This window comes from Hyphomicrobium denitrificans 1NES1 (genome assembly GCF_000230975.2).
Taxonomy (GTDB): domain Bacteria; phylum Pseudomonadota; class Alphaproteobacteria; order Rhizobiales; family Hyphomicrobiaceae; genus Hyphomicrobium_B; species Hyphomicrobium_B denitrificans_A.
Genome location: NC_021172.1, coordinates 1,895,156 through 1,914,319, shown reverse-complemented (window position 1 = coordinate 1,914,319; position 19,164 = coordinate 1,895,156). Strand labels below are relative to the sequence as shown.

The following is a 19,164-nucleotide window of genomic DNA, read 5'->3' as shown; positions in this document are numbered from 1 at the left end:
TCATCGGGCGCCACCTAGAAATAAGTGGCCGGACCCCGCCGGGGCAAGGCTTGAATTGGCCTCAGATGCTGCCTTTGCTTGCTTTTTTGCCGCGCCACACCGGTTCTTTGTCGAGCGGCGTCAGCGTTCCCATCTCGCGCTCAAGGACGGCCGGCTTATACGGCCGATCATCATGATCGACCGTAGCCGTCTCACTTCCGATGCCATGCCTATCGCGCATCATGTCGTAGGCGAGTTTGGCACCGAACTGGGCTTTGGCAACGAATTGCGACCAATACTCCGAACCCTTGGCGCATGTTGCCGGGTTGCGGTCGCAGAATGTGACGACCCACTGCGCGGTGGCGCCGGCGCGCTCGTAGAGGCGCTGCTGCTGGTCGTGGTCGGACGGCAGCACGGCAACCCCGATGGCAACGACTGTGGCTATACGCAACAAGCCCATGGTTCGACCTTCGCAAAGCTGACGGAGAGAAAGAGGTCTCCCCGTGGCGATGTCATACCAAAGGCAATTCAAGATCGCGCTAGCGTGTGCGGTACAATTCGAACTGTCTTCGATGCAAATTTGAGGCAAATTTCAATAAAATACTTTGCATTCCGGGAGCGCCGTTTCGACAGTTAAGAAGACCTTAACGGCTGGCCGCCATAGTCGCCTCGACACCCCGCAGAGGCGAACGGGAGCCGCTCAGACATGACCGGATGGGACCGCAAGATCGCAATCGGCGCTTCCGTGCTGATGACGCTCAGCGTCGCGGTCAACATGGCGGCATTTCAAGGCAAGGGGCCAGGAGCCAGCCAAGGAAGTGCGATAGAGACCGGAGGGCTGCCGCCGCGCGGCGGATGGGTCGAAGGTCCGGGACTGGCTCTCGGCCCGACGTCGCCTCCGGCGGTTGCGCCACCGCTGCCGGGACCGACCGATCCTCCGGCCGCACCGCAGAAGGACGAGGTCAATACCGCCGAGGTTACGCGGGGTATCCAGCGTGAGCTTGACGCGCGCGGCTACGATGTCGGCCAGCCAGACGGCGTTGCCGGGCTTGTTACGCGGGCCGCGATTTTCGCCTACGAGTACGACAACGGTCTGGTGCTGACCGGCAAGCCGAGCGAGCCGCTGCTGAGCCAGATCGTGCTCGGCTCCTCCTCGCTCGAGCAGAACAGCGCCCGTCCCGGGAAAACGATCTCACCCGACGGCGAAGCGCTGGTGCGGGACGTAAAGCAGAAACTCGATGCACTCGGCTACAAGACGGGCGTTGCTGGCGGCACGCTGACGCCGGAGCTTGCGCGTGCGATTCGCGACTTCGAAACCGAGCAGAAGCTCAAGCCGAGCGGCCGTATCTCGGGGCCCATGATGAGCCGCCTGATCCGGCTGCAGGGACAGGCGAAGGCGCATCGTGCCGCGCCTTCGCGCTCCGCTGCGCGCTAGGCTCCGCGTTCCGCTTGCTGCTAACGTGAGGGCATGCGCCTCAAATCAGAAATCTGGGTCAAAGCTTATTTGCGCCGCTGTGCGGTCAACGGTGCAAGTGGCGTCGTTGCGCGCCACGGCGACGACGATGCCGGTGCGATCTTCATCAAGGTCGTTCGCCAGGACGCGATGACGGCCGTCTACGCACCGGCGCCTGCAGGTCTCGACGATGCCGACCTCGACCGGCGCTGGGTGTCGCGCTTCGACGGCGGCTTCGTTCCGGAAGCGGAGGCCGAGACGCTTTTGAAGCGCGAGGCGAGTTTCGACAGCGATCTCTGGATCGTCGAGATTGAGGATCGCGAAGGGCGGAACTTCCTCGGTGATGAATTGCTGCCATAGTCGCAAGGTGCGCGGCGAGCTGCGTCGACCGGTTTACACTCCATTAATGGCTCCGCGAGCCTAATCGAATCGTGCGCTGATTCGAGCGGCCACAACGCATTCTCGCCGCGACCGTTTTAGTACGGTGTCATAACGGCGGTGGTCGAAGAGCCTCATGACGGGGGAGCCGCATGCACGGAGTGATCTCCGTGTATTGGAGGGCCACGCATGGCGACAATCGTGGAATTCAGGAGCGCGCCGCGGCGAACCGAAGCTTTGCCGGCGAACGCGGGTGGGTCAGCGGACATCGTATTCTTTCCGGGTGTTCGGTACGAACGGCCTGAGGAGCCGACAGCGGAAAAATCGAAGAAGGGTAAGCCGCGCCGCGACACGCTTGCGATCGAAGACTGACGGTCAGGTATGGTCGTTAAGTCCGCCGCACGGCGCACGACGCCTTTTCAAGGACGGATTGCGTCTCGGCGCGGTAAGGGTCGCCCCTGTCGGGGGCGCGCACGACGATGAAGCCCTTCGGCGCCGCGATGGTCTGGTCGGTATCGGCAGCTTGCTGAGCTTCGCCCGACAAGCCAAGGAAGCGATCGTCGGCGGGAATGATCGAGAGATTGATCGTCGTCTCCCGCTCGGACGAAGCGGCCGCAAAATAAAGACTGGTGCCGTCAGGAGCATAGACGCCGACAGTCCATCCGAGATCGGGCAGCAGCGCATGAACGCGCATTGTCGTATCCGCCGTATCGAACGGACAGAAAGCATAACGTGCGTCCGGCGACAGATACGGCAGAAGCGTCTGATGCGGCTCGACAGGACCGACGATCGTCATCGTGTTGTGCGGTAGAAGATTTGCCAGCCGGGTATATGCCGTTCCGCGCTGATCGTTGACCGCCAGGAAGGTCGCGACGATGTGAACGATGAGTGCGACTAGGATGAAAATCAGCAGCAGCCGCCAGTCGATGCGCTTGAGGAAGCTCATGAGCAGCTCTCCCGCGTGATGACGGGAAGGCGCTTGTTGCGCTCGGCGCGCTGCTCGTCGGAGAGACCGTTCGCCGGATCGAGCACGGTGAAGACGAGAACGAGGCGTCCTGCGCCGCCCGTCGGAATCCAGTTGCCCGGGCGCGCGTCCCGGCCGAGCGTGACGACGAACGATCCGTTCGGATTGGGTGCGATCGTATCGGCGGTGAACGCGTAGCGGTCTGCGTCGTTACGAATCAGCCGTCCGCGGGAATCGAAGACCGCAAGGCTCCACCAAAGTCCCGGCAGGCTCGCGCCCTCGATCTTATAATTGCAGGATGAGTGCAGGCGCGCGCCTTGCGAGTCGGTGCGCGCTTCGAAAATGCCGGCGCTGTCGGCCGAGATCCTGAGCTTTCCTGTCGATGCAAGATGCGCCTTCGAATAAGGATCGGCGCTTTCGCGGCCAAGGTCGCGCCAGTGTTGCCAGGGGCCGTACATGTCGGCGGAAAGAGGCGACCCTCGGGATATCATATAGCGGCTGGACCAGACGCCAACTCCGGTTGCGAGCGCGACGGCCGTGATCAGGCTGATCGCGCGGAAGATGATCGCGACGATGCTGCGCACGAGTCCCATGGCCGACGGCGGCTCGTAGGATTTGAGTTCGATCGACGCCACCCGGCGGTCCTCCTATTGCGCGCTCTGAGCGGGCGATGTCGCCAACTCGCCGGGAGATGAATCGAAAAGCGTCGCGCGCCGGTCGGGCCGCTCTGCCGGCTTCTCCTTCACGGGATCCTGCGGCGCACCGGAGGGAGCAGGCGACGCCGCGGGTTCGCCGGGGCCGCCCTCGGCTTTGCGCAGTGCCGCCGTCAGTGTTTTCAACACGGCACGCGTCTTGTCCGGCATGATGCTTTCGGGCTTGCCCGTGTCGGCAGCTTTCGTCGGCTCGATGCCGGCCGCAACTTGCGCGGCCTTGAGCGCCGCAAGCCGCTGCTGCTCCTCGATCTGCCGCGGGTGCGGCGCCAAGCCGGGGATCGTCGGAATGTTCATGTCGGTATGCGCGACCGTCATCAGGTCGTGCCAGACGGGTGCCGCCTGATGGCCTCCGGTGACACCGGCACGCATCGCATGGTTGTCGTCGTTGCCGATCCAGACGCCCGCAACATACTTGCCGGTGAAGCCCATGAACCACGCGTCTTTGGGTCCGGTCGACGTTCCCGTCTTACCTGCAACATTGGTGAAGTCGAGGTTGGCCATGCCGCCGGTCCCTTCGTTGACGACGCGATACAGCATCGTGTTCATCTCTTCGGCGACGTGCTGCGAAAGGATTTGCTTCGGCGGAGGCTCATCGCGTTCGCGCGAATAGAGCAGGTCGCCTTTCGAGGTCGTGATGTCGAGGATGCCGTAAGGCGTCGCACGCTTGCCGCCGTTGGCGAACGTCGCGAACCCGCCGGTGTGTTCGAGGACGGTGATGCCGCCGTCGCCGAGCGCCATCGAGCACGTCTTCTTGACGCCATCGATGCCGAGCCGCTTCGTCATCTCGATGACCTTGTCGCGTCCGACGGCAAACGAGAGTTCGGTAGCAACGGTGTTCAGCGACCGTGCGAGCGCCTGCCACAATGGCATGCGTGCTCCGGAGCCGCCACCGCCGCCGTAGTTCGACGGCGACCAGTTTCCGCACGAGCGCGAGGCGTCGCGTACGATCGTGTCGGGCGTATAGCCGTTCTCCATCGCAGCCGCATAGACGTAAACCTTGAACGACGAGCCGGGCTGACGTTTGGCGTGCGTCGCGCGGTTGAACTGGCTTTCGCCGTAGTCCGGTCCGCCGACGATGGCGCGCACCTTGCCGTCGGGCTCCATCACGACGATGGCGCCGGAATTGAAATGATCGGCCCGGCCGTTGCGCTTCAGCGTGGCGTTGAGCGCTTCTTCCGCCTGCCGCTGCAACGTCAGGTCGACGGTCGTGCGCGCCGTCAGAACATACTGGCCTTTGCCTTCCGCCAGGCGCTGCACTTCTTCGTAGGCCCAGTCGAGGAACCAGTCCGGGCTGGTCGATGTCCGGTTCTCGGCGATCTTGGCCGGGTTCATGCGCGCCGCATGAACCTGCCCTGCCGTGTAGTATCCGGCTTCGACCAGATTATCGAGCACCTGATTGGTTCGGGCGCGCGACGCCGCCAGATCGACGAGAGGCGAGAATTTCGTCGGTGCCTTGAAAAGCCCGGCGAGCATCGCCGCTTCCGCCATATTGATGTCGCGCACCGACTTGCCGAAATAATACTGCGCCGCGGCTTCGACGCCGAACGTGCCGCCGCCCATGTAGGCACGGTCGAAATAGAGCTTCAGGATCTGCCGTTTCGAGTATCGGCTCTCAAGCAGGAAGGCGAGGAACAGCTCCTTGATCTTTCGCTGCAGCGAGCGTTCCGACGACAGGAAGAGATTCTTCGCGAGCTGCTGGGTCAGCGTCGAGCCGCCTTGCACGACCTCGTTCGCCTGTACGTTGGTCAAAAGTGCGCGCACGGTGCCGAGCACGTCGATACCGTAATGCTCGAAGAAGCGCCGGTCCTCGGTTGCGAGCGTCGCCTTGATCAAGACGTCCGGAATCTGGTCGAGCGGCACCGCATCGTTATGCAGGATGCCGCGCTTGCCGATCTCGTTGCCGTTGACGTCGAGAAACGTCACCGCATACTTGCCGGTCTGGAACTTGCTTTCATCGAATTCCTGGAAGGCGGGAAGGGCGAGGCCGTAGAGCACGACGAAGCCGCCGAAGAGCATCGTCAGCCCTTCGGACGCGAACTCGTTCAACAGCCGCCGCCAGCCGACGAGTTGGAAGCGTGCGAAGTAGCTCGAACCCGCGTTCCAATAATCCTTGATGCGAGACCAACTCTCGCCAAGCGTCGAGTTGAGTTTCGAATCAATGGCAAGCCAGTTGATGAAACGGTCGCGTCCGCCTTGCCTGAAGAACCAGTCGTTCAAGACCGTCATCCCTTGCCACGTCGCCCCGCCACGCCAGACTTGCCGTGCGGGGCCAGACTTGCCTTGCAACGCAAGGGGGCTTAAGCCCCTTCAGCACCAAAACACGTGACGCATTGCAAGCGCCGATTGCGGCGCCTCCTGCCGGACGCACCGCAAACCTTGGCGCCGGACGTTAGGCGTCTCAAGGCGACCAAATTGTGGTCAATTCGGCGTCACTGGCAAGTGGAAGAGAGATCGACGTTGGACGGCGACGGAAAACCGTTCTGGAAGACCAAAACGCTTGAGCAGTTGTCGCCGGAGGAGTGGGAATCGCTCTGCGACGGCTGCGGCCGCTGCTGCCTCATAAAGCTCGAGGACGAGGACACGAGCGAGGTCTACACCACCCGGCTCGCCTGCAGCATGTTGAACGTCCGCACCTGCCGGTGCCGGGATTATGCGAATCGTTTCAGCAAGATGCCCGACTGCCTAGAGATCGACGTCAAACGGGCGCGTGAGCTGAGATGGCTGCCGCCGACCTGCGGCTATCGCATTGTCGGCGAGGGGCGCGATCTTCCCTGGTGGCATCCGCTTGTCTCGGGCTCGCCCGAGACCGTGCATCAGGCCGGCATCTCGGTTCGCTCGTTCGCCATGAGCGAGCGGCGCGTCAAGGAAGAGAACTACTGGCGCTACATCATCCCGGATTTAGGGGAGAGCGAGGATCACGCCCAACCTGAGCAGCGTCACCAATCTAAGGAGCGCGCCGGGTCCTCCGGGCGATCACGCTAACGCGTCGGCGTTCACCGGCGAACGGCGGCCAAACGGGCGCGCATGCTGCTCTGGATGGCCGGGCCAAGCCCGGCCATGGAGTGAAGGGGTGAGCGTTTCGACTTCCAATCTTGTGTGAGGAGCCTTCATTTCTCCAACACGTCATGGCCGCCCTCCGAGGCGGCCATCCAGGTCACACGATGAACGTTGCGGGCGTGGAAAAATCTTATCCCCGTCCCTCAGCGCTGATTTATACTTTGACGTTTGTCTGAAGAAATTCAATAATCGTAATAATTTTCAATGCGTTACGCGATTTTTGCGATTGACAGCGCGACGCTTCTCAGGCATCATTTCTATATAACGCGGAAAGTGTGAGACGACACGTTCTCGCTGAAAATTTCGGCCGTTTTGCCGAACTGCGTTTTCCAGAAATCGAAAAGGTGAGCAGCGTATGGCAGCGGCATCGAGCGCGCGGCGGGCAACGTCGCGCGTCCGCATGACGAAGAGCACCACGCGCTCGGCGGCCGGCTCGCAGAATGCGAGTCGCCGAGCGCCAACAAAAAGATCCCTCGTACAACGTGTCTACAACACGATCGACGGCGAACTCGAAAAGCTCGAAAAGCAGAAGGGTCTCACCTCGCAGGATCGCGAGCGTGCGTCCCGCGCGCTGTCGCAGATGGTCAATGCATTGGAGAAAGCCGTTGAGATGCAACGTGAGATGACGAAGCGAAAGGCAACGGGAGGCGACGCCAAGAGCAAGGAGGCGCTCGCCCATGCGGAAGACCTACGCCGCGAAATTGCGGAACGTCTTGAACGCCTCAATCGCAAACGGACGTCTCAGCGAAGTTCTGAATGAGCTCTCCGCCGCCGAGCTTGAGTTCATTGCCTACGATTGGCAGCTCTGGGCGCGGGACGATCAGCTTTGTCCTTCTTTGATTGGAGCTTCCGACTCGCGTTCCGCGAGCCGGCCGCCGAGCGCGGCCTTGTTGGACGAATCTCGCGCACCATCGAGCGCACCCGGCGGCCGGCTCCCCGCAGGGGAGTCGCCGGGTGCAATCAATAAAGCATGGCGCGTGTGGATGCTGCTTGGCGGCCGAGGCTCCGGCAAAACCCGCGCCGGCGCCGAATGGGTCCGTGAAATTGCCCGTGGCGAAGACCCAGGGCCGCACTCGGCGGCCGGCGTAACACCCCCGCGCCTTGCGGCCGGCTCCCCGGAGGGGGGTCGCAAGGCGCAACCAATAAGAATCGCACTTGTCGGAAAAACCCTAGGCGACGTCCGTAACGTCATGATCGAAGGGCAATCGGGATTGCTCGCAGTTCATCCCGCGCACGAGCGCCCGGACTTCGAACCGTCGAAGCGGCGGCTCACGTGGCCGAGCGGCGCGGTCGCGGAATTGTTCTCGGCGGACGAAGCCGAAGCGTTGCGCGGTCCGCAGTTCACCGCCGCCTGGTGCGACGAGCTTGCCAAATGGCGCAACGCGGAGAAGGCGTGGGACATGCTGCAATTCGCCTTGCGCTTGGGAGATGCGCCGCGCGCCTGCGTGACGACCACACCGCGCGCGACGAAGCTGTTGAAGAAAATCATCGCAGACGAGGCGACCGTGACCGTCAATCTCGCAACGGCCGATAACGCGCTGAACCTTGCGCCGACGTTCCTCGCCGAGATGACGCGGCGTTATGCGGGTTCGGCAATCGGTCGGCAGGAACTGCTCGGCGAGATCGTCGAGGATGCAAGCGACGGCTTATGGCGGCGGCATTGGATCGAGGAAGCGCGCGTCGAAGGGGCGCCCGAAATGCAGCGCGTCGTCGTCGCGGTTGATCCTCCCGTGACGGCGACGGCGTCGTCGGATGCGTGCGGGATTGTTGTCGCCGGTCTCGGTATCGACAAGCGCGCCTATGTTCTCGCCGATCGCACCGTGCAGGGACGAACGCCGGAAGTGTGGGCGCGCGCGGTCCTCGGCGCTTACGACGATTTCGAGGCCGACCGCATGGTGGCCGAGGTCAATCAAGGCGGAGATCTCGTCGTCTCCGTTCTGCAGCAGTTTCGACAGAATTTCCCCGTCGTCAAAGTCAGAGCGACGCGGGGAAAATGGGTTCGGGCCGAGCCGGTCGCGGCGCTCTATGCGGAAGGTCGTGTCGCGCACGTCGGTCGCTTCGATGCTCTCGAAGACCAGATGTGCGCGTTTGGCTGCGATGGAACGGTCAAGGGCCGCAGCCCCGACCGCGCCGACGCGCTCGTCTGGGCGATTACCGATCTACTTCTGAGCGATACGATGAAGCCAACAGTGAGAATGCTCTAACGCTCGTCATCCTCGGCCGCGTGCAGCGCAGTTGCGTCGATGGCCGGGATCTGACGCAAGACTCGTCGAAGACACAATATTGAGCCTTCGGCACTTCTTGCGCTGGATCCCCGAACGCGCATCGCTTCGCTCACACGTTCGAGGATGACGACTCCTTTCCCTCGCCCCGCTTGCGGGGAGAGGGCCGGGGTGAGGAGCAGCAGCTTGCACCGCTCGTGAGGCCGCCCCTCACCCTAACCCTTTCCCCATTTCTCCAATGGGGAGAGGGGATGCGCGCAGAATTTCAAAAGGACATTTCATGTCGTTGATCTCGGAGGCGCTATCGCGCTGGCTGCCGGACTCTTTGGTTGCGCTCGGCGACTCGCGTTCCGCGACCCGGCCGCCGAGCGCGGGCGTAATCAACAAAGGTACCGCCACCGGTCCGCTCATTGCCTACCAAACGCTCGGCGAGCCGGTGTGGGCGCCGCGCGATTATTCCGCCTTCGCGCGCGAAGGCTTCATGCAGAATGCCATCGTCTATCGCTGCGTGCGCATGATAGCGGAGGCCGCCGCCTCGATCCCCTTGCTCCTCTACGAGGGTACGAACGAGATCGAGGATCATCCGCTGATCGGGCTCATCCGGCGGCCGAGCCTCGATCACACGGGGACCGATTTCCTGGAAGCCTGGTACGGCTTCCTGCTCGTTTCGGGCAACGCTTACGTCGAAGCCGTCGCGCTCGACGGTGAATTGCGTGAGCTGCACATCCTGCGCCCCGACCGCATGAAGGTGATCCCGGGCGTCGACGGCTGGCCCGAAGGTTACGAATACACCGTCTACGGACGATCCGTGCGCTTCCTCGACGACGTCGTTGAAGGGGTGCGCCCGATCCTGCACGTGCGCTTGTTCCATCCCGTCAACGACCACTACGGCATGAGCCCGATCGAAGCGGCGGCGACCGCGATCGACATTCACAACACCGCGTCGGGATGGAACAAGGCACTGCTCGACAATTCCGCCCGGCCCTCGGGCGCGCTCGTCTATGCCGCGTCGAACGGCCAGATGACGGACGAGCAGTTCACACGCTTGAAAGACGAGCTGGAAACGAACTTCCAGGGCGCACGCGCCGCCGGACGTCCGCTGCTGCTCGAAGGCGGCCTCGACTGGAAGCCGCTGTCGCTGTCGCCGAAGGACATGGACTTCATCGAGGCGAAGAACGCCGCCGCGCGCGAAATCGCGCTCGCGATCGGCGTGCCGCCGATGCTGCTCGGCATTCCGGGCGATAACACCTATTCGAATTATCAGGAAGCGCAGCGCGCCTTCTGGCGGCAAACCGTTCTGCCGCTGGTGAACCGCACCGCGCGTGCATTGTCGAGTTGGCTCGGTCCGGCTTTCGAAACAAGGCCCGCGCTCGGCGGCCGGCTCCGCGCAGCGGAGTCGCCGAGCGCAAACGTAAGACTCGAGTTACGTCCTGATCTCGATCAGATCGAAGCGCTTGCGCCCGAGCGCGACGCCCTCTGGAAGCGCCTCGAAGGCGCGAGCTTCCTCACCGCCGACGAAAAACGCGCCGCAGCGGGATATGCCGCGAAGCCGGACAGTTCCCCCTCTCTCAAATATCGCGAAGACCAACCGCGCGTCCCTGCAGGCCAATCCGGCGGCGGGCAGTGGACGGATGGCGACCGCGTCGCGATGGCAAAGATCATCCAGGGCGCCGCTCGCTACCTGTTGCGGAACCCAAAGGTTCTGAAGCCAGCAGAAAAGACGCTTGAAGATTTGTTGAAGCCAGGCGGAAAAGAACTAGGAGTTCGCGCGGCGAGAGCAGGAGATGATATTCGCACATTAGAGCGAAGCGAATTCGAGAAATTAAAATCAGACTTATTGGACGGTGCTACTGAAGTGCCGGCTCCAAAGGGATACGACGGAAAGGCATACCAACGGCCTGATGGTACGCTTTTGGGGATTCGGGAAAGCAAAAAAATATGGCGAAACCCTCGACGTTCTGAAATCTACAGATCAAACGTGGATAGAAAACGGCTACAAGATACACAAAAATGAGCAATGAACCCAAACATCGCCGAACTGGCGAGACACTGAGCGAAGTTATATCGCAATATCCGGGCGAGCTTGATCTGGATGCCGTTGGGATATGGCAGATCGTGCCCGGTGGGCGGGCGAATTTCGGTCTTTCCGGGAATGCGCTAACCGACTACGTCCGCCGCGCCATTCTGGCGCTGCTCGACGCAGGCGCAGTGTGCCGGTACGACATATTCCAGGATCGGCCTATGAATGGACGCGCCAGGCGCAATATGGCACCGGTCGCGAAGAGATTGCCGACGCGATTGTTCGCGAGTGGCAGTCGGTGCCGGATGATCCGATGGAACTTGTGGGGCAGTGCCCATGGTTCGCTCGGCCTGATCCCAAGTTTCCGAAATATGTGAAGATGGACTGATCTCGATCAGATCGAAGCGCTTGCGCCCGAACGCGACGCGCTCTGGAAGCGCCGCTCTGATGATTGCGCCCGCGACTCTCCTTCGTCGAGCCGGCCGCCGGGCGCATGAAGGCACAAACTTCACTGCCAGCTGCAGAAGCCTGAAAATTCGCACGCGCTAATTCACGATCCAAGCGATAACCTCAAATGACGGTGTGCTGATGCATTCGATCGAACCCTTCCTGCTGCCCGCTTCGTTGTCGAAACGCAGTCGGGCTTTGCCGCTCGAGGCAAAGTCGCTCGACGACGGCGGGTTCGAAGGCTACGCCAGTCTTTTCAATCGCGAGGACCTGGGTCACGACATCATCGCGCCCGGCGCATTTCGCGAAAGCCTTCTCGGTCGTGGCGCCGCGCGCATCAAAATGCTGTTCCAGCACGATCCGGCCGAGCCGATCGGCGTCTGGGACGAGATCCGCGAAGACGCACGCGGGCTGTACGTGCGCGGGCGGTTGATGACGGCGGTTGCGAAAGCGCGCGAAGTTCTGGCGCTCATGCGCGCCGGTGCGCTCGACGGATTATCCATCGGCTTCAAGGCGGTGAAAGCCAGGCGCGATGCAGCGACCGGCGTGCGCCGCCTGGAAAAAGTCGATCTTTGGGAGATTTCGGTCGTCACGTTTCCGATGCTGCCCGGCGCGCGCGTCGAAAGCGTGAAGACGCGGCCGTTCGCGATGGCTGCGCCGACCGAACGTGAATTCGAGCGATGGCTCACGCGGGATGCTGGGCTGACGCGAATGGAAGCGCGAGCGGTTCTCCGCTCGGGCTTTCATGGACTGAAGGCTCTGCGGGACGCGGGCCGGACGTTTGACGACGATGCCGTGCTCGCTTCCCGTTTTCGCGACGCTGCGCGGCTGATGCAGGCAATGTAATCTCCCTCTCCCCGCATGCGGGGAGAGGGTTGGGGTGAGGGGCTGCATCTCGGATAGAGCAGGCAGCCGCCCCTCACCCTAGCCCTCTCCCCATTCAAGTGCAGGTAATGGGGAGAGGGGATTCAAAACCCAACAGGACAACTCATGACCGACACGACCACCCTCGAAACGAAGGGGGCGGGCGGGGAAACCGCGCGCGCCTTCGAAGAATTTCTTGAAGCCTTCGAAGCCTTCAAGGAAACGAACGACCAGCGTTTGACTGAGATCGAGCAGCGCGGCGCGTCCGACGCACTCGTCGCGGAAAAGCTCGCGCGTATCGAGGAGACGCTCGACTCGGCGAAACGTGTTTCCGACAGCATCGCCCTGAAAGCTGCGCGTCCGCACCTTGCCGGAAGCGGCGCGTCTCCGACATCCGAGCTCGCGCACAAAGCCGCATTCGACGGATACGTGCGCCGCGGCGATGCTTCACGACTCGCCCGCATCGAGGAGAAAGCATTATCGGCTGGCTCGGCTCCCGACGGCGGCTATCTCGTGCCCGCCGAGACGGAAGCTGCCGTCAACCGCGCCTTGAAGGCGATCTCGCCGATGCGCGCGATCTCAGGCATCCGCCAGGTGTCGGGCTCGGTCTATAACCGGCCATTCGCCACGACCGGAGTCGGCACGGGATGGGTCGCCGAAACCGCGTCGCGCACGCAAACGACGACGCCGACGCTCGCCAACCTGCAGTTTCCGACGATGGAGCTCTATGCGATGCCCGCCGCATCGCAATCTCTGCTCGACGACACGATCGTCAATATCGACGAGTGGTTGGCGGAGGAAGTGCGGATCGCATTTGCCGAGCAGGAAGGCACTGCGTTTGTCTCGGGCGACGGCTCGAACAAGCCGAAAGGTTTTCTCGCCTACGACACCGTTGCGAACGCATCGTGGGCGTGGGGAAAGATCGGCTTCGTCACGTCGGGCTTTGACGGCGCCTTCCCCGCGACGGCGCCGGGCGACAAGCTGCTCGACCTCGTCTACGCCGCGAAGGCGCCCTATCGCGCTAACGGCACCTTCATGATGAGCCGCTCGACCGTCGCGGCCGTGCGCAAGCTCAAGGACGGCGAAGGCAATTATCTCTGGCAGCCTGCGAACGCTCCGGGCGAGTGGCCGTCACTGATGGGCTATCCCGTCGCCGAGAGCGAGGACATGCCGGATATCGGCAGCGGTTCGTTCTCGATCGCGTTCGGCGATTTCTCGCGCGGCTACCTGATCGTCGACCGCGCCGGCATTCGCGTGCTGCGCGATCCCTACAGCGCCAAGCCGTATGTGCTTTTCTATACCACGAAGCGCGTCGGCGGTGGCGTCCAGGACTTCGACGCGATCAAACTCTTGAAATTCGCCGAGTAGCACCTCGTTCCGTCATCCTCGAACGGACGAGCCTGCGAGGACGTTCGGGGATCCAGCATCAAGAGTGCCGAAGGCACAATATTGCGTCTCCGACGAGTCTTGCGCTGGATCCCCGGCCTTCGCTTGCGCTTGGCCGAGGATGACGTTCATCCCGATTTTTCGCGCGGGTTTCCCTCCCGCCCGCGCGGAATGCGTGCGGGGTCATCGCATCGCGGTGGCCCCGCATTTTCGTTTGCGCCCGGCGACTCGCGTTCCGCGAGCCGGCCGCCGGGCGCGCTTGCTGTTGCTCCGTTCGCGCAACAAGGCCGCGCCTTGCGGCCGGCTCCGCGAAGCGGAGTCGCAAGGCGCAATCAATAAGGAACATGCAATGTCTCTCGTGATGACGAGCCCGCCGGCGGCGGAGCCGGTGACGGTCGCCGATGCCAAGGCACACATGCGCATCGACACCGATGCCGAGGATGTGTTGATCGGCAGCCTCATCCTGACGTCGCGGCTGCATATCGAGACGGCGCTGTCGCTGGCCCTCATCACGCAGTCGTGGAAGCTGACGCTCGATCGCTGGCCGAAGTGTCGCGAGATCGATCTGCCGATCGCACCGTTGCGCTCGGTCGGCGGCGTGCGCGTCAAGGATGCGTCCGGAAATGCGACGACCGTTTCGGATCAGAGCTATCTCATCGATCTCGCATCGCGGCCGCCACGGCTGGTCTGGAACAACAGTGCGCCGCCGCCGCCAGGACTCCCAGCGAAGGGAATCGAAATCGATCTGATGGCAGGATTTGGCGACAGCGCGTCGAGTGTTCCGGCGCCGCTGAAACATGCAATCCTGATGCTGACTGCGCATTGGTACGAGCGCCGCGATCCGTTGGAAATCGGCAAAGACGGCGCACGCATTCCCGATGCTGTCAGCGATCTCATCAACCCGTTTCGGACGATCCGGCTATGAAGGCACCAGTCAAAGCCGGTGATCTCCGGCACCGCATCGTCATCGAGCGCGCCCAACGCACAAGCGACGGTGCGGGCGGATCGACGACAGAATGGGAAACGGTTGCCGAAGTCTGGGCGGCGATCTGGTCGCGAAGCGCTGATGAAAATTTTACGCTGGATCGCACGGCGGGAACGGCGACGCACGATGTCTGGATACGCTATCGCGCCGATGTCCAGCCCGACATGCGCATCCGGTTTGGTGTTCGCATCTTTGACATTCTTGGCGCTATCGACGTCGAGGATCGCGGAGCCTGGCTGAAGTGTCCGGTGGAGGAGCGTGATTTATGAAAGTGGATGTGAGTATCGGCGGCATCGCGACATCAGCATCGCGCACACGGGCTTTGGCGCTCATTCGCGAAGCCATCGCCAAGCGCGAGGCTGACGCAGAAAAGCGCCCCAAGGTCGTGAACCAAGCCGACAATCGTAATCAGCAAACGCGAGGCAAGTGATGTCGAGTGCAGGCTTTGCGCTTCAGAAGGCGATTTTCGAGAAACTTACGAGCGATGCGTCGACGCTTGCCGCGCTCGGCGGCCCGCGCATCTACGACGATGCGCCGGCGCGCGCCGAGTTTCCGTTCGTAACGTTCGGACAATCGACGGAACGCGACTGGTCGACCGGAACAGACGAAGGTTACGAGCATCTCGTGACGCTGCACGTCTGGTCGCGGGCGCGCGGAAGGAAAGAAGCGGAAGCCGTCATCGCGGCGGCGCGCGACGCGTTGCACGATCAGGATCTGGCGCTCTCCGGCCACCGGTTGATCAATCTTCGGCACGAATATTCCGAAGCCCGTCGCGACAACGACGGCGAAACGTTTCACGGCATCGCCCGCTTCCGCGCCGTAACGGAAGTGAAATAACGCGACCGCTCCCTCTCCCCATTCCGATGCACTTGGAATGGGGAGAGGGCGGGTGAGGGGCTGCAACAAGTACGGAAATGAGCGGCCGCCCCTCACTCTACCCCTCTCCTCGTAAGGACGGGGAGAGGGAACGAAACAACTCGCCCGTAACCGGCCCGGCTCCGCGAAGCGGCGTTGCGGGAACAGGCATCAAAGCATCACGAAGGCCGTAACCGGCGGCCGGCTCCGCGAAGCGGAGTCGCCGGGCACAAACAAAAGAGTCCTCAAAACATGACAGCACAAAAAGGTAAGGACCTTCTTCTGAAGGTCGATACGACGGGTGCGGGCGTCTACGTGACGGTCGCCGGATTGCGCGCACGCAGTCTTTCGATCAGCGCGGAAACGGTCGAGATCACCAACACCGAAAGCGCGGGACAGTGGCGCGAGCTTTTGACGGGCGCCGGCGTCAAGTCAGCGCGCATCACCGGGTCAGGCGTGTTCAAGGACGGCGCGTCGGATGCGACCATACGCGATTACGCATTCAACGGCACGATCCGCGACTGGCAAATCATCGTTCCGGATTTCGGAACGATCCAGGGCGCGTTCCAGATCACGGCCCTCGAATTCAGCGGCCGTCACGACGCGGAAGTGACCTTCGACATCTCACTCGAAAGCGCCGGCGAGCTGACGTTCACGGCGGCGTCCTGATGCCTTCGTCATCCTCACGCATTGTTACTCACTTCTCCCCTCCCCTTGACGGGGAGGGGTGGGGTGAAGAACCAGGCGACGATCAAACGTAAATCGTGACGTCGTGACGACCACGCTCCAGTCCGCATTGCGCTGGGCCTTACCCCCACCCCTAACCCCTCTCCGCAAGGGGAATTATCACCTTGACTGAACAGACCTGAGCGGCTATGTTGTTTCTCAGGAGATTTGAACATGCCTGCCACCGCTGATCTGACGAACCCGATTTTCACCGACGCCGACGCGGCTCGGAAGCATTTCCAGGGCATCCGCTGGCCGAACGGCGCGCATTGCCCGTTCTGCGGCCAGAGCGAGACCGTCAAAGAGCTTGGCGGCAAGTCAATGGGTCCCGGCTGGTATCACTGCAAGGACTGTCGCAAGAAGTTCACGGCGGCAGTCGGCACTATTTATGAGCGCTCGCACATCCCCATGACGAAGTGGCTCCTGGCTACACATCTCATGTGTGCCAGCAAAAAGGGCATGAGCGCCCATCAGCTTCATCGGATGATCGGTCTGCCGTACAAAACCGCATGGTTTATGGCGCATCGCATTCGCGAGGGCATGCGCGACCTCAATCCGTCGCATGGTCCTCTTGGCGGCAGTGGCAGGACGATCGAATTTGACGAGACGTATGTTGGCGGCAAGGAAAAGAACAAGCATCGGAGTAAGCGCAAAAAGGCCAATATCGGCGGTGCGGGCAAGGAAGCCGTATTTGCTCTAGTCGAGCGCAGCGGCAAGGTCCGTTCTCACCATGTCCCGAACGTCAGCGCAAAAACGCTCCGCCCGATCATGGATGCGCAGATCGCAGAGGCTACGCGTACGGTCAGCGATGATGGCGGCGCACGCGCTCGCCATGGCGAACCCAACCATCATTCGGTCAATCACAGCATCGGCGAATACGTTCGCGGCGATATTCATACGAACACAATCGAAAGCTACTTCGCAACGATGAAGCGCGGCATCACGGGTGTTTATCATCATGTCAGCGCGCAGCATCTAAAGCGGTATCTCGCTGAGTTTGATTTCCGTTACAACGAACGCTCTACACTCAACGTTACGGATGCGGAACGAGCAACAAAAGCCGTTGCTGGCGTCGTCGGCAAGCGGGTGACCTATCAACAATCTAATGATCGACAGAACGACGTTCCGTTCTAACGTTCACGGTCCACGCGGTCCCTATGAGCCGCGTGATCCGCGCCAGCTTTCTTTTTCTTTTCCTGATGAGGTCGAGACTTAATCTTCGGTTGCGGCGGGGTGTTTGCCATATGGCGAACCACCTCGTCGCGCCGACGAGCAGCTTCTTTTTCGTCAAATTCATCACGCTCGATCATCGGCTACCCTAATCCCAAAATGCTGTAGTAACCCCTTGGTGGTCGCCTCGGTGCGGATGTTGTCCCGGTCGAACTCAAGGCCCTGATCTTCAACAACCTTGTGAACGATAGATGAAGCCTCCGCAAAAAGTTCGTCCGACTTTGCGTGGTCCCAAAGGAGCTTAGTCATCTCCTCACAACGACTCTTGATTTCATTTCGATTCATAGGCGGCAACGGACGTGAGTCGAGAAGGTACCTAAGCGCCGTCAGTATGTGGAAGCGAGCCCCGGTGTCACCCTTAAGCTTATTGCGTAATAGGAACGCGAGCCGATATGCGGCGTAAGCGGCAACGTAGTATGGTTCGATGTGGTGCCCTTTAGCGAATATCTCGGCACCTACTTTAGTCCGGATGGTTTTGTAGTTTCTCGTGACCCTCGTGGGGTCGTTGAGAAACATTGCTGCGAAGGCCGTCACTAGCGCGCGGGGAACGACAATCTTGGTTTTATTTATTTCTGGGAATCGGTCGTATTGCCCATCACGCCGTTCGTAGTATAGCCGAACAGGCTCATCATATGTTTTGAACGTATCCTCAAGCTGGCGCGAGAAATCTGTCAGCGCATAAAGTTGTTCTGTGGTGAGCTCGGTCTGCCGGTTCGTCGCGGTGATGATAGCTTGTTTTACCGCCTCATCCTCAGTCTCGATTAGGCGCAATGGCACGAAAACCTTACTCAAGTCCTCGTGCCTCTCATTGAAAAGAACGTTGCTTGTTTGACAACCGTTGACGACCTGAAAGTTTTCAAGAATCAAATCGTCGCCAGCCCCGCCTATCCTGCTGGTAATGATCGTTACACCGTTATTCATTAGCGCGAAACGATCCCGATGAGGGGACTGAAGTGTGTCCCTCATCTCCTTGTTTACGGCGTTGTAGTCCTGCCAATCACGAACGTTCTCGTCGAAGATGCTGCCTAGAATATCATCGCCGCTATCATCGGAGATGATCTTCATGAACTCCGCAGCCGGAGCATAGCCGATATACGCGCTCTTAACGCCATCGGGTTTCGGCATAGACCGACGTTCCTTGAACTCAAACTCACGGGTTACAGCAGTCTTTGTCCGCACATATAGGTCATGAAGTTCATTGCTTCCGTAGCAATGGTAGTCGATCGAGCTGAAAAGCTGCGTGGACTCAATTGCCGTCACGGTCGCGTCGCGTCTTGCAACGGGGATCTGATCCTCATTCCAGCGCCCTGTCGTTGCGTAGTAAAGCCGGCACGTAGGCTTTTTTCGGAGTTTGTTGCCCTGATCGAAAATCGCGTCCTTAATCTCGGCGGCTAACCGAACCCGCTCACCCCTCGGCAACGTCGGCTCATCGCGAAAGAAGTCTTCAACACCGTACCCAAAGGTACCCATTTTGCTGCTGTCGAAGTGAGAGCCTCGGTCAGCTTGACCAAAAACGAAGTTTACTTCGAGATACCCATTCCTCTCGATTAGCTCGTCGATTGTGGATGGTTCGGTAACGAGCGTCCCGTTCACAATGATCGCGATTGAGTCAATTGACGGCTCACTGTTTCCGCCGACGACAATATCATCAGTATCGAACGTACGCGCGTGATGGCGACGGACCGTGATGTACGAGGTGAAGTGTTCGAATTGTTTGTTCTCAGGCAAATCATCAAGCGCATGCGACTTTGCAAATTCTGCTACGTCAGATGCAATAATCCGATCCATCAAAACACTCCCCCAATCATTACTTTGGGTTGAGTATAACAATTTGCTCTGTTCAGTCAAGGTTATAATTCCCTCCGCAAGGGGGGAGGGGAATTCC

The 19,164-nt window shown here is 61.0% G+C and carries 22 protein-coding genes; 16 read left to right on the top strand and 6 right to left on the bottom strand.

The window, feature by feature from the left end:
• Nucleotides 1-61: 61 nt before the first annotated feature.
• Nucleotides 62-439 carry a DUF5330 domain-containing protein gene (locus HYPDE_RS09115; protein ID WP_015598141.1) on the bottom strand — a complete coding sequence of 126 codons (378 nt, stop codon included), beginning with the start codon at nt 437-439 and terminating at the stop codon, nt 62-64.
• 246 nt (nt 440-685) lie between these two features.
• Here HYPDE_RS09115 and HYPDE_RS09110 point away from each other — a divergent pair, with 246 nt between their 5' ends.
• The 3 genes from HYPDE_RS09110 (at nt 686) to HYPDE_RS09100 (ending at nt 2,182) form a co-directional block, all read left to right on the top strand.
• On the top strand, nt 686-1,414 hold the full coding sequence (locus HYPDE_RS09110) for a peptidoglycan-binding domain-containing protein (protein ID WP_015598140.1): 729 nt from the start codon (nt 686-688) through the stop codon (nt 1,412-1,414).
• 33 nt (nt 1,415-1,447) lie between these two features.
• Nucleotides 1,448-1,792 carry a DUF1491 family protein gene (locus tag HYPDE_RS09105; RefSeq protein ID WP_015598139.1) on the top strand — a complete coding sequence of 115 codons (345 nt, stop codon included), beginning with the start codon at nt 1,448-1,450 and terminating at the stop codon, nt 1,790-1,792.
• A gap of 207 nt (nt 1,793-1,999) precedes the next feature.
• Nucleotides 2,000-2,182: a hypothetical protein gene (locus HYPDE_RS09100; RefSeq protein WP_015598138.1), complete on the top strand. Its 183-nt coding sequence runs from the start codon at nt 2,000-2,002 to the stop codon at nt 2,180-2,182.
• A 16-nt stretch (nt 2,183-2,198) separates the two neighbouring features.
• On the opposite strand, the gene HYPDE_RS09095 is transcribed toward HYPDE_RS09100, so the two are convergent.
• From HYPDE_RS09095 to HYPDE_RS09085, 3 genes are read right to left on the bottom strand one after another with little or no spacing between them, the layout of a single operon-like run.
• A complete protein-coding gene (locus HYPDE_RS09095; RefSeq protein ID WP_015598137.1) occupies nt 2,199-2,756 on the bottom strand; it encodes a DUF1254 domain-containing protein in 558 nt (185 codons plus the stop codon).
• A complete protein-coding gene (locus HYPDE_RS09090) occupies nt 2,753-3,409 on the bottom strand; it encodes a DUF1214 domain-containing protein (RefSeq protein ID WP_015598136.1) in 657 nt (218 codons plus the stop codon). Before HYPDE_RS09090 ends, HYPDE_RS09095 begins: the two co-directional genes overlap by 4 nt.
• A 12-nt stretch (nt 3,410-3,421) precedes the next feature.
• On the bottom strand, nt 3,422-5,713 hold the full coding sequence (locus HYPDE_RS09085; protein WP_244437577.1) for a transglycosylase domain-containing protein: 2,292 nt from the start codon (nt 5,711-5,713) through the stop codon (nt 3,422-3,424).
• A 231-nt stretch (nt 5,714-5,944) separates the two neighbouring features.
• Between HYPDE_RS09085 and HYPDE_RS09080 the strand changes: the two genes are divergently transcribed.
• From HYPDE_RS09080 to HYPDE_RS09020, 13 genes are all read left to right on the top strand, one after another.
• Nucleotides 5,945-6,469, top strand: coding sequence for a YcgN family cysteine cluster protein (locus HYPDE_RS09080; RefSeq protein ID WP_244437571.1), 525 nt, complete (start codon nt 5,945-5,947; stop codon nt 6,467-6,469).
• A gap of 430 nt (nt 6,470-6,899) precedes the next feature.
• On the top strand, nt 6,900-7,304 hold the full coding sequence (locus HYPDE_RS09075; protein ID WP_015598133.1) for a hypothetical protein: 405 nt from the start codon (nt 6,900-6,902) through the stop codon (nt 7,302-7,304).
• Nucleotides 7,222-8,748: a DNA-packaging protein gene (locus HYPDE_RS09070; RefSeq protein ID WP_081625105.1), complete on the top strand. Its 1,527-nt coding sequence runs from the start codon at nt 7,222-7,224 to the stop codon at nt 8,746-8,748. Before HYPDE_RS09075 ends, HYPDE_RS09070 begins: the two co-directional genes overlap by 83 nt.
• A 298-nt stretch (nt 8,749-9,046) precedes the next feature.
• On the top strand, nt 9,047-10,780 hold the full coding sequence (locus HYPDE_RS09065) for a phage portal protein (protein WP_015598131.1): 1,734 nt from the start codon (nt 9,047-9,049) through the stop codon (nt 10,778-10,780).
• 196 nt (nt 10,781-10,976) lie between these two features.
• The gene (locus HYPDE_RS19100) at nt 10,977-11,174 is read left to right on the top strand and encodes a hypothetical protein (protein ID WP_144061233.1); all 198 of its coding nucleotides are present in this window, start codon (nt 10,977-10,979) and stop codon (nt 11,172-11,174) included.
• 200 nt (nt 11,175-11,374) lie between these two features.
• Nucleotides 11,375-12,079: an HK97 family phage prohead protease gene (locus tag HYPDE_RS09055; RefSeq protein ID WP_051112067.1), complete on the top strand. Its 705-nt coding sequence runs from the start codon at nt 11,375-11,377 to the stop codon at nt 12,077-12,079.
• Between the two features lie 144 nt (nt 12,080-12,223).
• Nucleotides 12,224-13,465, top strand: a complete 1,242-nt coding sequence (locus tag HYPDE_RS09050; RefSeq protein WP_015598128.1) for a phage major capsid protein — start codon at nt 12,224-12,226, stop codon at nt 13,463-13,465.
• A gap of 367 nt (nt 13,466-13,832) precedes the next feature.
• Nucleotides 13,833-14,408 (top strand): head-tail connector protein, encoded by a 576-nt coding sequence (locus HYPDE_RS09045; RefSeq protein WP_041321062.1) that lies wholly within the window; start codon nt 13,833-13,835, stop codon nt 14,406-14,408.
• A complete protein-coding gene (locus tag HYPDE_RS09040) occupies nt 14,405-14,737 on the top strand; it encodes a phage head closure protein (protein ID WP_015598126.1) in 333 nt (110 codons plus the stop codon). Before HYPDE_RS09045 ends, HYPDE_RS09040 begins: the two co-directional genes overlap by 4 nt.
• On the top strand, nt 14,734-14,898 hold the full coding sequence (locus tag HYPDE_RS09035) for a hypothetical protein (protein ID WP_015598125.1): 165 nt from the start codon (nt 14,734-14,736) through the stop codon (nt 14,896-14,898). Before HYPDE_RS09040 ends, HYPDE_RS09035 begins: the two co-directional genes overlap by 4 nt.
• Nucleotides 14,898-15,305 carry a DUF3168 domain-containing protein gene (locus HYPDE_RS09030; protein ID WP_015598124.1) on the top strand — a complete coding sequence of 136 codons (408 nt, stop codon included), beginning with the start codon at nt 14,898-14,900 and terminating at the stop codon, nt 15,303-15,305. The genes HYPDE_RS09035 and HYPDE_RS09030 overlap by 1 nt, the downstream gene beginning before the upstream one ends.
• Before the next feature lie 270 nt (nt 15,306-15,575).
• A complete protein-coding gene (locus tag HYPDE_RS09025; RefSeq protein ID WP_015598123.1) occupies nt 15,576-15,992 on the top strand; it encodes a phage major tail protein, TP901-1 family in 417 nt (138 codons plus the stop codon).
• Between the two features lie 231 nt (nt 15,993-16,223).
• On the top strand, nt 16,224-17,183 hold the full coding sequence (locus HYPDE_RS09020) for an IS1595 family transposase (protein WP_015598122.1): 960 nt from the start codon (nt 16,224-16,226) through the stop codon (nt 17,181-17,183).
• Here HYPDE_RS09020 and HYPDE_RS09015 read toward each other — a convergent pair.
• On the bottom strand, nt 17,180-17,359 hold the full coding sequence (locus tag HYPDE_RS09015; RefSeq protein ID WP_041320247.1) for a hypothetical protein: 180 nt from the start codon (nt 17,357-17,359) through the stop codon (nt 17,180-17,182). The two genes, HYPDE_RS09020 and HYPDE_RS09015, sit on opposite strands and share 4 nt — an antisense overlap.
• Nucleotides 17,346-19,067, bottom strand: coding sequence for an AIPR family protein (locus HYPDE_RS09010; RefSeq protein ID WP_041320245.1), 1,722 nt, complete (start codon nt 19,065-19,067; stop codon nt 17,346-17,348). Before HYPDE_RS09010 ends, HYPDE_RS09015 begins: the two co-directional genes overlap by 14 nt.
• Nucleotides 19,068-19,164: the final 97 nt, after the last annotated feature.

Bases quoted from the DNA above. Each gene is read 5' to 3' on its own strand.
- HYPDE_RS09115 (WP_015598141.1), bottom strand. From the start codon at position 439: ATGGGCTTGTTGCGTATAGCCACAGTCGTTGCCATCGGGGTTGCCGTG.
- HYPDE_RS09110 (WP_015598140.1), top strand. From the start codon at position 686: ATGACCGGATGGGACCGCAAGATCGCAATCGGCGCTTCCGTGCTGATG.
- HYPDE_RS09105 (WP_015598139.1), top strand. From the start codon at position 1,448: ATGCGCCTCAAATCAGAAATCTGGGTCAAAGCTTATTTGCGCCGCTGT.
- HYPDE_RS09100 (WP_015598138.1), top strand. From the start codon at position 2,000: ATGGCGACAATCGTGGAATTCAGGAGCGCGCCGCGGCGAACCGAAGCT.
- HYPDE_RS09095 (WP_015598137.1), bottom strand. From the start codon at position 2,756: ATGAGCTTCCTCAAGCGCATCGACTGGCGGCTGCTGCTGATTTTCATC.
- HYPDE_RS09085 (WP_244437577.1), bottom strand. From the start codon at position 5,713: ATGACGGTCTTGAACGACTGGTTCTTCAGGCAAGGCGGACGCGACCGT.
- HYPDE_RS09075 (WP_015598133.1), top strand. From the start codon at position 6,900: ATGGCAGCGGCATCGAGCGCGCGGCGGGCAACGTCGCGCGTCCGCATG.
- HYPDE_RS09070 (WP_081625105.1), top strand. From the start codon at position 7,222: ATGCGGAAGACCTACGCCGCGAAATTGCGGAACGTCTTGAACGCCTCA.
- HYPDE_RS09065 (WP_015598131.1), top strand. From the start codon at position 9,047: ATGTCGTTGATCTCGGAGGCGCTATCGCGCTGGCTGCCGGACTCTTTG.
- HYPDE_RS09055 (WP_051112067.1), top strand. From the start codon at position 11,375: ATGCATTCGATCGAACCCTTCCTGCTGCCCGCTTCGTTGTCGAAACGC.
- HYPDE_RS09050 (WP_015598128.1), top strand. From the start codon at position 12,224: ATGACCGACACGACCACCCTCGAAACGAAGGGGGCGGGCGGGGAAACC.
- HYPDE_RS09045 (WP_041321062.1), top strand. From the start codon at position 13,833: ATGTCTCTCGTGATGACGAGCCCGCCGGCGGCGGAGCCGGTGACGGTC.
- HYPDE_RS09040 (WP_015598126.1), top strand. From the start codon at position 14,405: ATGAAGGCACCAGTCAAAGCCGGTGATCTCCGGCACCGCATCGTCATC.
- HYPDE_RS09035 (WP_015598125.1), top strand. From the start codon at position 14,734: ATGAAAGTGGATGTGAGTATCGGCGGCATCGCGACATCAGCATCGCGC.
- HYPDE_RS09030 (WP_015598124.1), top strand. From the start codon at position 14,898: ATGTCGAGTGCAGGCTTTGCGCTTCAGAAGGCGATTTTCGAGAAACTT.
- HYPDE_RS09025 (WP_015598123.1), top strand. From the start codon at position 15,576: ATGACAGCACAAAAAGGTAAGGACCTTCTTCTGAAGGTCGATACGACG.
- HYPDE_RS09020 (WP_015598122.1), top strand. From the start codon at position 16,224: ATGCCTGCCACCGCTGATCTGACGAACCCGATTTTCACCGACGCCGAC.
- HYPDE_RS09015 (WP_041320247.1), bottom strand. From the start codon at position 17,359: ATGATCGAGCGTGATGAATTTGACGAAAAAGAAGCTGCTCGTCGGCGC.
- HYPDE_RS09010 (WP_041320245.1), bottom strand. From the start codon at position 19,067: ATGGATCGGATTATTGCATCTGACGTAGCAGAATTTGCAAAGTCGCAT.